At 54.1% G+C, this 12,681-nt stretch carries 12 protein-coding genes; 8 read left to right on the forward strand and 4 right to left on the reverse strand.

All coding sequences use genetic code 11. The features are described from left to right. The first annotated feature begins 116 nt into the window (after positions 1–116). From RG807_RS12335 to RG807_RS12350, 4 genes are read left to right on the forward strand one after another with little or no spacing between them, the layout of a single operon-like run. Entirely contained in the window at positions 117–1,589 is a 1,473-nt protein-coding gene (locus tag RG807_RS12335; RefSeq protein WP_309045142.1) for an ATP-binding protein, read from the forward strand. Continuing rightward, entirely contained in the window at positions 1,586–3,028 is a 1,443-nt protein-coding gene (locus RG807_RS12340) for a sigma-54-dependent transcriptional regulator (protein WP_309045143.1), read from the forward strand. Before RG807_RS12335 ends, RG807_RS12340 begins: the two co-directional genes overlap by 4 nt. Beyond that, complete coding sequence (locus RG807_RS12345) at positions 3,025–3,933, forward strand: DMT family transporter (protein ID WP_309045144.1); 909 nt, start codon at positions 3,025–3,027, stop codon at positions 3,931–3,933. The genes RG807_RS12340 and RG807_RS12345 overlap by 4 nt, the downstream gene beginning before the upstream one ends. After that, positions 3,923–4,201, forward strand: coding sequence for a GIY-YIG nuclease family protein (locus RG807_RS12350; protein ID WP_309045145.1), 279 nt, complete (start codon positions 3,923–3,925; stop codon positions 4,199–4,201). Before RG807_RS12345 ends, RG807_RS12350 begins: the two co-directional genes overlap by 11 nt. On the opposite strand, the gene RG807_RS12355 is transcribed toward RG807_RS12350, so the two are convergent. Further along, a complete protein-coding gene (locus tag RG807_RS12355) occupies positions 4,179–5,072 on the reverse strand; it encodes an alpha/beta hydrolase (RefSeq protein WP_309045146.1) in 894 nt (297 codons plus the stop codon). The genes RG807_RS12350 and RG807_RS12355 overlap by 23 nt on opposite strands. A gap of 79 nt (positions 5,073–5,151) precedes the next feature. On the opposite strand from RG807_RS12355, the gene RG807_RS12360 reads away from it, so the two are divergent. Continuing rightward, complete coding sequence (locus RG807_RS12360) at positions 5,152–6,168, forward strand: alpha/beta hydrolase (RefSeq protein WP_309045147.1); 1,017 nt, start codon at positions 5,152–5,154, stop codon at positions 6,166–6,168. Between the two features lie 79 nt (positions 6,169–6,247). Continuing rightward, positions 6,248–6,904 carry a YiaD family glycine zipper/OmpA-like lipoprotein gene (locus RG807_RS12365; RefSeq protein ID WP_309045148.1) on the forward strand — a complete coding sequence of 219 codons (657 nt, stop codon included), beginning with the start codon at positions 6,248–6,250 and terminating at the stop codon, positions 6,902–6,904. An 84-nt stretch (positions 6,905–6,988) separates the two neighbouring features. On the opposite strand, the gene serA is transcribed toward RG807_RS12365, so the two are convergent. Continuing rightward, positions 6,989–8,218: a phosphoglycerate dehydrogenase gene (gene serA, locus RG807_RS12370; RefSeq protein ID WP_309045149.1), complete on the reverse strand. Its 1,230-nt coding sequence runs from the start codon at positions 8,216–8,218 to the stop codon at positions 6,989–6,991. Positions 8,219–8,409: 191 nt separating this feature from the next. On the opposite strand from serA, the gene RG807_RS12375 reads away from it, so the two are divergent. Together RG807_RS12375 and RG807_RS12380 are read left to right on the forward strand one after the other, a co-directional pair. Further along, positions 8,410–9,813: an FAD-binding oxidoreductase gene (locus tag RG807_RS12375; protein ID WP_309045150.1), complete on the forward strand. Its 1,404-nt coding sequence runs from the start codon at positions 8,410–8,412 to the stop codon at positions 9,811–9,813. Next, positions 9,813–10,496, forward strand: coding sequence for an SIR2 family NAD-dependent protein deacylase (locus RG807_RS12380; RefSeq protein ID WP_309045151.1), 684 nt, complete (start codon positions 9,813–9,815; stop codon positions 10,494–10,496). Before RG807_RS12375 ends, RG807_RS12380 begins: the two co-directional genes overlap by 1 nt. A 128-nt stretch (positions 10,497–10,624) precedes the next feature. Here RG807_RS12380 and RG807_RS12385 read toward each other — a convergent pair whose 3' ends face one another. Next, complete coding sequence (locus RG807_RS12385) at positions 10,625–11,935, reverse strand: ABC1 kinase family protein (RefSeq protein WP_309045152.1); 1,311 nt, start codon at positions 11,933–11,935, stop codon at positions 10,625–10,627. 37 nt (positions 11,936–11,972) lie between these two features. Beyond that, complete coding sequence (locus RG807_RS12390; protein ID WP_309045153.1) at positions 11,973–12,644, reverse strand: fumarylacetoacetate hydrolase family protein; 672 nt, start codon at positions 12,642–12,644, stop codon at positions 11,973–11,975. Between the last annotated feature and the right edge of the window lie 37 nt (positions 12,645–12,681).

A 12,681-nucleotide genomic window follows, 5' to 3' on the forward strand; every position in this document is an offset into this window, starting at 1 on the left:
TTTTGTATATAAAACAGTAAGTTATTGGTTTTCTCTAGTTAATCTCACGTAATGAGTGTTGTGGCGAAATGCCACATGTGGCAAAGATGTGTGGCAATTATGCTAATGGAGCTTGAATGAAACCGTCTCTCAGAAGCGCCGGCCAAGTATTCGGGTCGATACAAATCACCCTGGTGTTGAGTATTGTTGTCCCCTTGCTGGCCATCAGTGGCCTGGCTATATATCTCGGGTTCGGGGCCGTAGAAAAGGCTCTGAATGAGCGCTTACAGGAAGATCTGGAACTGGTGGCTCGCGCTGCCAGCGGCCCGCTTTCCCGCGCCATGCAGGAAAAAGATGAGTTGGTTATTGGCGATTCTTTGAAATCGATCTTCCGGATTGGTCGCGTGTCCGGAGCATCGGTGTTCGATAAAGACGGAGCCCGAATTGCCAGTCTGGGCTTGGCGGACACAGACGTAGGAAACAGCGCCAGTGCCGAGCAGGTTATTAATAGTGGCGAGCTTGGAGGAGCCTTTCGGCGTGTGGATGGGCAATCCGTATTCTCGCACTTTACGCCCCTGGTGGCCGACGATGGCCGAATACAGGGGTTGCTGCAAATCACCCGCAAACGTAGCGATTTTCATGAGTTGCTGACCTCAAGCCGCCTTTGGGCCGCCTCTATCTGGTCGGCCCTTGCGATCACAATCATTCTGGTGGTGGTGCTTGGGCACTACGGGACTGTCGGTCGCCATGTCAGTCGGCTATTGGGTGCCATGGAAGAGCTTGCACCTGGTCACTGGCAGCTTCATGCGGAGCCCTCTGGCCCCCGTGAGTTGCGGCAAATTTATGGTGGTGTGCGGGACATGGGGCAGCGCATGGCCAGAGCAGAAGAGGAAATACAACAACGGGTGATCATTGAGCGTCAACTTGCTGAACGCCTGGAATATCAGGAAAAAATAGCCATGATCGGGCGGGTGGCTGGCGGGGTGGCCCACGAACTGGGCGCGCCTTTGAACGTGATTCAGGGGCGAGCCAACATTTTGGCCCGTCATGAACTGACAGATGAGCAGCGGCGGCAGTTGGACGACATCAGCTATCAGGTGGGGCGCATGACCACCATCATTCAACAGCTTTTGGACTGTTTCCGCCATGTGCCAGATTCAAGGCGGCCGATCAGTCTTGATACTGTCCTCAAGGATGTACTGGCGCGTGCGGGTGAAGATGAGAAATGCCGCGGGAAACGCATGCTAAGTCAGGGCTTTGATGTGGATGCTCGGGTCAGGGCTGAACCTGTGAGATTGGAATTAGCCTGCCTTAATGTGGTGCGCAACGCCTGTCAGGCCGCTCGCGCCGAGGTAACTGTGTCGTTGCATCGCTGTGGTAACGAGTGGGAAGTGCGGGTCGAGGATGATGGTCCGGGCATCGCAACGGAGAAGCGAGATGCGGTGTTTGAACCGTTTTACAGTACCCGGCCCGCCGGGGAAGGCACAGGGCTTGGGCTGGCGATGGTTAGCAGTGTACTTAAAGAACACAGTGGCCGGATTGAAATCGGAAGCAGTGAATCGGGAGGATGCAGAATGAGCCTGTACTGGCCAGAGGAGACAGTAGTATGAGCCAATACAAAGCAAGGATTCTGCTTCTGGAAGATGATGCCAGCCTCGGTCTGCTATTGAGTGAAGAGCTTGCGTTGGATGGTTACAGCGTAAGTCGCGCCGGAACCGTAAACGAGGCCTGTGGGATGCTACGCGCAGAAACGCCTGATTTGGTTGTATCAGATCTGCGCCTGCCGGATGGCGATGGGTTGGAGTTGCTCAAGGCGGCTCAGGCCGAGGGGCTCAGTCTGCCTTTTATCATCATTACCGCTTTCGGAACCGTTGATCAGGCCGTTGACGCATTGCAGGCAGGAGCGGATGACTTTCTCACCAAGCCTTTGTCTACTGATCATCTGCGCCTGAAAATAAGACGATTGCTCACACAGGCGGACCTCACAAAACAGCTGCAGCAGTTTCTTGCGAACAGTAACACCGATGAATCCCTGGGCCTGATTGGCGACCATGAAAGCATGGCGCGGCTCCGGTCCGAAATTCGCCAGATTGCTCGCAGTGAGGCCGCAGTATTGATATGCGGCGAAAGCGGAACCGGTAAGGAATTGGTGGCAAGAGCGATTCACCGCGTCAGCGAGCGCAGCTCCAAGCCGTTTGTGGCGGTGAATTGTGCGGGTATACCGGCAGAACTCATGGAAAGTGAGTTTTTCGGACATGAGGCGGGTGCTTTTACCGGGGCGCGCCAGGCTCGGAAGGGCCTGTTTGCGGAAGCACACGGTGGCACTTTGTTGCTGGATGAAATTGGCGAGATGCCTCTGGCCTTGCAGGCAAAGCTGCTTCGGGTATTACAGGAGGGAATGGTGAAACCAGTGGGCTCGGACCAGGAAGAGCCCGTGGACGTGCGAATTCTGGCAGCCACCCATGTAGATCTTCAGAAAGCTGTGAGTGAAGGCAGCTTCCGGGAAGACCTCTACTATCGATTGGAGACTCTGAGCCTGCGCATTCCGGCGTTACGTGAGCGGGGTGATGATGTTGACCTGCTTGCCATGCACTTTCTAAGGGAAGCTGCCCGTCGGCATCAGCGCGGATTTTTGAAACTGAGCGAGGTAAGCTCTCGCACTCTTATGGATTACCCGTTCCCAGGCAATGTTCGCGAACTGGCCAGCGCGATCGAGAGGGCAGTAACCTTTTGTGAAGGCGACACCATCCAGCCCGATCATCTACCAGAACGAATCCGCAAACGTCAGGGAGCTACGGTATCGTCACAGGCTCCATTAAGTGCCGATAGCATTTCGAAATGGCCAACACTGGATACCCTCCAGCAAGACTATGTGAGTAAGGTGATGAAGGCAGTGGGTGGTAACAAGCGCCGAGCCGCCCAGATTTTGGGTATAAATCGGCGCACCTTGTACAGATGGCTGGCCGCGGATGATCCTGGCCCTGAAGCAGGCGATGACACCGACGTGGTGAGCAGTGGTGTAAACGTGACTAAAGGAGGCGTGCAATGAAAGACCAGAAAACAGCCATGATGTACGGGCTGGGCACTGTGTTGCTCTGGTCTACTGTTGCCACGGCTTTCAAGCTGGCCTTGGCAGATTTGGAACCCGTGCAAATGTTGCTGGTCGCTTGCTCGGCGTCTGTGGTGGTTATGGCGATTATCCTGATGCTGCAAAAACGTTGGCATCTGGTATTTTCGCTAAAGAGGAAACAATACATACAATCGTTTGGCATGGGCTTGATAAACCCTTGTCTATACTATTTCTTTCTTTTTGGTGCATTCGATCGGCTACCTGCGCAAGAAGCCCAGCCGTTAAATTACACCTGGGCGCTGGTATTGGCGTACCTGTCGGTGCCATTTCTGGGCCATCGCCTGCGTAGGCTGGATATACTGGCGGGCCTGGTGTGCTATGCGGGCGTTGTGGTGATTGCCACTCGGGGTGCCGTGACCACCCTGAGCTTCTCAGACCCAATCGGGGTTGCTCTGGCCATAGGCAGTACTCTTGTGTGGGCGTCCTATTGGATTATTGCTACCCGTGATACCCGGGATCCGGTGGTTGGTCTGTTCCTGAATTTTTTGTTCGGCCTCCCGGTGATAGCTGTAATCTGTTGGTGGACAGAAGGCCTGCCCCTGCCGGTTACCGGCTCTTTGGTTGCCGCTATGTACGTAGGCATATTCGAAATGGGTATCGCCTTCGTGCTCTGGTCTTACGCTATGAAAAAGGCAGAAAACACCTCCAGAGTGAGTAACCTGATTTTTATTTCGCCATTCCTGTCACTCGTGTTCATTTATTTTATTCTGGGCGAACAGATTCTACCCTCGACCTATATTGGGCTGGTGTTGATTATGGCGGGGCTTTGGCTGCAGCAGAAAAAAGTGAAAGAACGTGAGCAGGGGCTGGCTGATGGCCAGTGATTGGTTTGTCTACATAATTCGCACCGCCCGTGGTGCACTTTATACGGGCATAACCACAGACGTAAATCGCCGCTTTGCCGAACATCAGGCCGGCGCGCCCAAAGGCGCGCGGAGCTTGAGGGGTAAAGGTCCGCTGGAACTGGTGCTAAGCTTGCCTGCAGGTGATCGCAGCCGGGCATCAAGGCTGGAGTGGCACATCAAGCAATGGCCAAAACAGCGTAAACAGGCGCTTGTTCAGGGCAAGGTCAGTCTGCCAGATGCTTTTTGATATGCTTGCCAGCGGCTTGCACTGCAGCGGAGGCTCGGCTTAGTTGTCCGCTATGCACCTGGAATACGTGCCAGAGGCTGTTGAACACCTCAAGTTGGGTATCTACTCCCGCATTTCTCGCCACACCTGCCAAACGCTCAGCATCGTTAAGCAGAATTTCCTGGCTGCCGACCTGTATCAGCAGAGGGGGTAATCCCTCAAGGTTTCCGAAAACCGGAGAGATAAGAGGGTTGGTCAAGGGCTCTCGCCCGGCGTATAGCTTTGCTGCCTTCTCTGTCCAGCGGGCCTGCAGCACAGGTTCGCATTCGGGGGAATACAGGTTTTTTTGGGTCAGATCTGTCCAGGGTGAAAAAACCGTAATCGAAGAGGGGAGTGGTTGATTGCTGTCACGCAGGCGCATGGCCAGAGCAATGGCGAGGCCGCCGCCCGCTGAGTCACCTGCTATAGCAATCTGCCCAGGCGTAAATCCTTCCTCGATGAGCCCCTGCCACGCCGCTTCTGCATCATCCAGGGCTGCTGGGAAAGGATGCTCGGGAGCAAGGCGGTACTCTGGCGTAATCACCATGCAGCCAGTGGCTTTGGCCAGGTGGCCGGTAAGGCCCTTGTGCGTGGTTGCAGAGCCGATGATATAACCACCGCCGTGCAGGTATAGCACAGCACCACGTGTGACTTTCCCGAAAGAGCTTTTGATTGTTGAAAGGCCTGCCAGAGTGTCTGTCTGAAAGCGGCAGTCACGGGGCGGAACAGAGCTCCGGTAAGCCTGGCTTATTAAGGTGCGCTGAACTGAAACCGGAACGGCCGGATGAAGGGCTGGCCTGACCAAACGAGTCATTGTTTGGCGTAGCGCGGTCTCAATTAGGTGTTGCAACATCTGTGTTATACCCCCGCTATGGGTTAGGATTGTGCATCTTAATTTGTATTATCTATTCATGACAGGCGTTTAACTCTACGTGTACTGGAAAACAGATACCATAGAAATACCTGACTGGGATCGCAGCTCTCTTTTGAAGAGGTTGGAGCCTTTTGATCCGGGTGGGCGTGAAAAACTCAGCGATGAGATGGTGGCCTATTGCCGCTTTTATGGCCTTGATCTTTGGGTAGAGCATCCCGAGGTTGCGTACCATCAAGGCTATGTGACGGCAGGCGAGCATGAGGTCATGGTGCACTATTTCAGGCTGCCGGAACCTCGGGTGAATCGGGGTACCGTGTTCATTTTGCACGGCTATTTTGATCACGTCGGCTTGTATAGTCAGTTGATCGACCGTTGCCTTGGGGCCGGTTTTGATGTGCTGGCGTATGACCAGCCAGGGCATGGGCTTTCCAGTGGCACACCCGCTGCTATCGGCAGTTTCCTGGAATACCAGGGAGTCTTGTCAGAAGTTCTCGCTCATGTGCGGGATAAAGTCCGCGGGCCCTGGTTTGCAGTAGGGCAGAGTACGGGAGGAGCCATATTGATTGACTACCTTCTGTCTAACCATCATTCCACGGAGACGTCGGAGTTCCAGAAGGTGGTTTTACTGGCACCCTTGGTGCGCCCCGCAGGATGGCTTGGTGCCAAAGTTCTGCACACGCTGGTTAAGCCATTTATGACCCGGTGGCAGCGTGTATTTGCGGCGAACAGCGGCAATACACGCTTTTTACGTTTCCTGCGTGAGTATGACCCACTGCAGGCGAGGGCTGTTCACGTTGATTGGGTGAGCGCACTACGAACATGGATACCGCACATTGAATCGGCTCGCCCTGTGAACTTTCCGGTAACGGTTGTTCAGGGCGAAAAAGATCAGACAGTAGATTGGCAACACAATCTGAGAATCATCCGCAACAAGTTTGCAGCGGTCGAGGAGGTGAGAATCGCCAATGGCCGCCATCATTTGGTAAACGAAGCCAAAGATCTACAGGCAACTGTGTTCAATACAATTATAGATACGTTTGAGCGTTCAATAACAGGCGCTTCCGAAAACTCCTGACGCCGTGACCTCAAGGCACTTGAGCAGGAAGGGTTCTCGTTGAGATGCGTTTGTAGAAAAACCGCTATAGGAGACATGTATGAAAAAAACAATGCTTGCACTAGCTGTGACGACCATGGGCCTTGCCGGCTGCATGACGTATGACCCTTATACCGATGAAGAGAAAACGTCGAATGCCACTAAAGGCAGCATTATTGGCGCCCTTGGTGGCGCTGCTATCGGTGCTGCAACCTCAAGCAAAAGCGACCGCGGCAAAGGTGCATTGATTGGTGCGGCCGGCGGCGCAGCGGTTGGTGGTGGCATTGGCTACTACATGGACAGGCAGGAAGCGGAGCTAAGGCATAAGCTGAAAGGTACCGGCGTTCGTGTTGTTCGCAACGGCGATCAGATTGAGCTGGTAATGCCTGGTAATATCACATTTGAAACGGATCAGACGTCCATTCGTTCTGGCTTCACAAGTACGCTTGAATCCGTTTCATTGGTGTTGAAAGAGTTCGACAAGACCATTATCCAGATTGAAGGTCACACCGACAGCACGGGTGCCGACAGCTACAATCAGCTGCTCAGTGAGCGCCGTGCCGGCTCTGTGCGCGACTTCTTGCTCAACCAGGGTATTGAGCCCAAGCGCACCCGCGCTGTTGGCTATGGCGAGCGCTACCCGATTGCCTCCAACGATACGTCAGCAGGGCGGGAGCAGAACCGTCGTGTGGAGTTGACCTTGGTGCCGATGCAGTGATCGGCGAATAGGCGGGGCCCCGGACATATCGGGGCATAAAAAAACCGGAGCAGCTGCTCCGGTTTTTTTATTGGCACTTGCTGCTTAAAACAGCACGCGAGCGCGTATGGTGCCTTTCACCTGGAGCAGCTTCTCCAGTGCAAGTTCACCGTAGGCTTTGTCTACGTCAATTACCACATAACCAATGTCCTGCTTGGTTTGTAGATACTGACCGCAAACGTTTATGTCGTTGTCCGAGAATACTTTGTTGATCTCGGACATTACGCCTGGCACGTTCTCGTGAATGTGCAATAAACGGTGCTGGTTCGGATGTGAAGGCAGAGCAACTTCCGGGAAGTTGACAGACGATACAGACGTACCGTTATCGCTGTACATTGCCAACTTCTCAGCCACTTCGCGCCCGATGTTTTCCTGAGCCTCGATGGTGGATCCACCTACGTGCGGAGTCAGGATAACGTTGTCGAACTCGCGCAGTGGAGATACGAATTCCTCATTGTTCGATTTGGGCTCGACCGGGAAAACGTCAACCGCTGCACCCAGCAACTTGCCGCTTCTCAGGGAGTCTGCGAGCGCATCGATATCAACAACCGTGCCCCTTGAGGCGTTCATCAGGATAGAGCCAGGCTTCATTTGCGCCAGTTGCTCGGCCTTGAACATATACTTGGTGGCCGGCGTTTCAGGAACATGCAGGCTCACAACATCGGAGATGTTGAGCAGTTCTTGCAGGCTGCCTACCTGAGTGGCGTTGCCAATGGGTAGTTTGGAAACCACATCATAGAAGTACACATCCATTCCCAAGCCTTCAGCCAGAACGCTGAACTGGGTACCTATGTTGCCGTAACCGATGATGCCCAGTTTCTTGCCGCGAATCTCGTAGCTGTCTTTGGCGGATTTTTGCCACTCACCACGATGTGCTTTGGCGCTCTTCTCGGGAACGCCGCGGAGCAGGAGAATGGCCTGGGCCAGAACCAGCTCAGCAACACTGCGAGTGTTGGAGAAAGGTGCGTTGAAAACCGCGATGCCACGGCGGGTAGCCGCTTGCAGATCCACCTGGTTGGTACCAATGCAGAAACAACCCACAGCAACCAGCTTCTTGGCTGCTTCAAAAACGTTTGCAGTCAACTGAGTACGTGAGCGAAGGCCGACAAAGTGCGCATCGGCAATTTTCTCAATCAGGTCTTCCTCGGCCAGAGAGTGACTGAGGTACTCAATGTTGGTGTAACCTGCGGCATTCAGGGTGTCCAGTGCGGACTGGTGCACGCCTTCCAGCAGCAGAATCCGGATTTTGCTCTTTTCGAGGGACGTCGTTGACATGGGCTTTGCTTCCGAACCTTTCGTGGCATGAAATCACCTGCAGCCAGTGATCGTCGGGGCTGGCTCACAGAACAGGAGCGGTATGATACCATAAAAGCAACTTTTCACAGTGCGCCGGTTCGCCTGGATCAATTGAATTTAAAATTCGTACCCAGAGCCGCCTGCCCAACCCTGACGAGACCGCCACACACATGAACACCGAACAGATCATAGCCTCCCTGAAAGAACTGTTAGCCACCGGTGACGCACCCGGAAAGATTCTGACTGACCCGGCTGATCTGGAGAGTTACGGCAAGGATTGGACGCGTATATACGCACCAAATCCCATTGCCATTGCTCTTCCGAAATCTACCGAACAGGTTCAGGCACTGGTGAGGTTTGCCAACGAAAGCCAGATTGCGCTGGTACCCTCCGGTGGCCGCACTGGCTTGAGTGCCGGTGCTGTGGCTGCCAATGGGGAGGTGGTGGTTGCGTTCGATAACATGAATCAGATCCTGGATTTCAGCGCCAGCGATCGACTGGTGCGTTGCCAGGCGGGTGTCATAACGGAGCAACTTCAGAACTTTGCTGAAGAGAACAGCCTTTACTACCCGGTGGATTTTGCTTCTGCAGGCTCCAGCCAGCTTGGTGGCAACATCTCCACCAACGCAGGCGGCATAAAAGTCATCCGCTACGGCATGAGCCGCGATTGGGTAGCAGGCCTTAAAGTAGTCACGGGCAAAGGCGACATCCTGGAACTGAACAAAGATCTGGCAAAGAACAACACAGGCTACGACCTGCGCCATCTATTTATCGGCGCCGAAGGCACCCTGGGTTTTATTACCGAAGCCACCATGAAGCTCACGCGCCAGCCCAACAATCTCACGGTACTGGTGCTTGGCCTGAACGACCTTGGCAACACCATGGACGTGCTGAAAACCTTCCAGAGTGGTCTGGATTTGACGGCCTATGAATTCTTCTCCCACGAAGCCATGGGCCACGTACTGGCTCACGGGCAGGTGCAGGCTCCATTTGAAACCGAAGCGCCCTACTACGCATTGCTGGAATTCGAAGCCACTTCGGATCAGGTAATGGACGACGCCATGAGCTTGTTCGAGCAGTGCATGGAAAATGGCTGGGTTCTGGACGGCGTAATCAGCCAGAGCGAAACCCAGGCCCAAAACCTGTGGCAGCTCCGCGAGCGCATTTCTGAGTCCATCGCGCCTCGCACGCCCTACAAAAACGACATTTCCGTTGTGGTTTCCAAAGTCCCCGGGTTCCTCAAAGAAATTGACGAACTGGTGGCAGAACAATACCCGGATTTCGAAATCATCTGGTTCGGCCACATAGGTGATGGCAACCTGCATCTCAATATCCTCAAGCCTGAAGACATGGCCAAAGAAGACTTCTTCGAAAAATGCCAGCAGGTGAACAAGTGGGTATTTGAAATCGTCGAAAAATACCAGGGCAGCGTCTCCGCCGAACATGGCGTAGGCATGACCAAAAAGCCCTACTTGCACTACACCTGCAGCGAAGCGGAAATTGCCTATCTGAGAGGGATTAAGCAGGTGTTTGACCCCAACGGTATCATCAACCCCGGCAAGATATTCGACTAATGCAACGGCATATCGTAGTACTCACCGGCGCTGGCATCAGCGCCGAAAGTGGTCTCTCCACCTTCCGCGATAACGGCGGGCTATGGGAGCAGCACAGCGTATACGATGTTGCCACCCCAGAAGCCTTCGCTCGAAACAAAGAGTTGGTACTGCGTTTCTACAACGAACGCCGCCGCCAACTCGCCAATGTGCAGCCAAACCGCGCCCACACATTGCTGGGTGAGCTGGAACAGCATCACCGCGTAACGATCGTTACCCAAAACGTAGACGACCTGCACGAACGCGGCGGGTCCAGCAACGTAATCCACCTCCACGGCGAACTCACCAAAGCCCGAAGCTCGGTTAACCCGGAACTGGACTACGACATAGGCTATCGCGACATAGAACTAGGCGAAACCTGCGAACACGGCGAACAACTCCGCCCCCACATCGTCTGGTTCGGCGAAGAAGTTCCCATGCTCGAAGCGGCCGCCGACATAGTTCGCACCGCCGACGACCTGCTGATCGTAGGAACCTCGCTGCAGGTTTATCCGGCTGCCGGGTTGGTTCACGAGGTGGAGCGAGATGTACCGATTACGGTGATCGACCCCGGCGAAACGGCGGGTGTTTCCCGCGCAAGGGTTATCAGAAAAGGTGCAGGAGAGGGCGTTGCAGAATGGGCAGCGAACTTTTTAGTCAGATAGGCAGTGTCAGGGCATTGTTCCCAAAACTGTGCGAAGCCATGGATGGCGTAGCCAAGCGTACATGGACGTATTTACAGCGTGTTTTGGGAACAATGCCCTGACACTGCCGTTAGCACTAAAGTAAGAGGCTAAGATGCCTCAGCAAGGTACTTCCGAAGCTCCTCACCAAAAGCAGCCTGAACCCCCAGGCGCTTCAGCATCCAATAGTGCCCCGCAATCATCCGATCAATAAAAATACTCTCTACCGGCGGCTTGAACGAATCCAGATACTTGAACACCGTACTTGTCTTCGCCGCCACACTCTTGTGAATACTCGACTCACCAAAATCATAGGGCTGCTCAGAATCAAACGGCACCACAAGAATATCCCGCCACATGGCGTAATAAGCCTCATCAATAGCCGGCTGACTCCCAACCCGCGCACCCAGATCAATCAAATAAGAATCCAGTGCCTTATAGTCCTCAGCCAGCGCCGCCGTAACCGCATTACGATACGCCTCAACAATCTCCGGCTTCAGCTTCTTAACACAGCCAAAATCGTACATCACAACACTGCCATCCGGCCGATAGGCAAAATTCCCCGCGTGTGGATCACCATGAATGCACTGAAAGCGGAATAGCTGATCCGCCATGGTCGTAAACATACGATGGCCGATCAGATTGATCGTAGCCTGATCGTAGCGCTCGGGCGTCACCTCGCTCACATGATCGCCTTCCTCAAGAATCAGGGTGAGCACATGGCGCGTTGAGTGACTGGGGATTACCGAAGGAATAACGACCCACGGGTCATTTTTGTGGAATTCGCGGAACAGACCAATGTTGCTGGCCTCATTCTCATAATCGAGCTCTTCCCGCAGGCGTTCGCGAATCTCATTGAACAGTTGATCAACCGACTCTTTCGGCATTTTCAGCAGGCCACCGAGCTTCAGCGCCAGCCGAAGTTGTTTCAGGTCTGAATCGCAGGATTCATCCACGCCCGGGTACTGTACCTTCACGATCACATCCGTGCCGTCATGCAGGCGGGCTCGATGCACCTGGCCAATGGAGGCTGCAGCGTAGGGATTTTCCTGCAGGTACTCGAACAATTCACCAATCGGCTTGCCCAGCTCTGTCTCTATCTGTTCAAGAATAATCTCGAACGGCATGGGCGGTGCCTCTTTCTGCAGTTTCTGAAGCGCATCGGAGAACTCGCGGGGCAGGAAATCCTGGGTCTGGGAGGCAATTTGCCCCACCTTCATGGCAGCACCTTTCATCTCACCGAGGGTATCGGTGATGCGGTTGGCCATGCGCGTGTAGCTTTCACTGCGAGCGCCTTCGTCGTTTTCCCCGTTGAACAGGCTGCGAGCTTTCTGGCCGGCATATTGCCCTGCCACCGAGGCAGTCATGCCAGCAAGCTTGAAGAAACGACCACTGCGTGAGGTAACCGGTTTTTTTGCCATGCCTGACTATACGAGCTCTTTATAAAGAAAGATTGTGTCAGCCAACGTTAACCACTTTGGTGGAAACGGACAACTGGTCTTCCAACTGTAACGCCAGCGTCTGCCCTGAAACCAATGGGCCAACACCCTTGGGCGTGCCTGTGAGCACCACATCGCCAGGCATCAGTGTGAAGTGACGGCTTATATGGGCAATCAGCGGAATGATAGGGAAAAGCATGTCACGGGAATCACCGCTTTGCTGGCGCTGCTCGTCAATATCCAGACTGAAGGTGATGTGGTCGTTGCGGAAGAGGTCTGCCGCTACAAAAGGAGACAGAGGGCAGGCGCCATCAAAGGCTTTAGCTCGTTCCCAGGGGTGTCCTTTTTCTTTAAGCTGGCTTTGCAGATCCCGAAGGGTTAAATCCAGCGCCAAACCGTAACCTAGAATGGCCGCCTGGGCTTCGCTGGCAGATGCATTGGTCAACGGTTTGCCGATCAGCACCGCCAATTCAGTTTCGAAGTGCACTTCGCCATGACTGGCCGGGAACTCAAGGGGGCGTGTTACATGGGCTGCCGAGGTGGCGGGTTTGATGAACAACAGAGGTTCAGAAGGCACCGGGTTATTGAGTTCTTTCGCGTGCTCCGCGTAATTGCGGCCAACGCAAACAATCTTGCCCAATGGCAGGTGCACCGGAGTGCCGTCTTTCCAGTGGTGCTGATAAGAATCCATGACGACCTCCCGGTGCTCTTATAAAAATTGAGGCTCA

Source organism: Marinobacter sediminicola (genome assembly GCF_031157525.1).
Lineage (GTDB): Bacteria > Pseudomonadota > Gammaproteobacteria > Pseudomonadales > Oleiphilaceae > Marinobacter > Marinobacter sediminicola.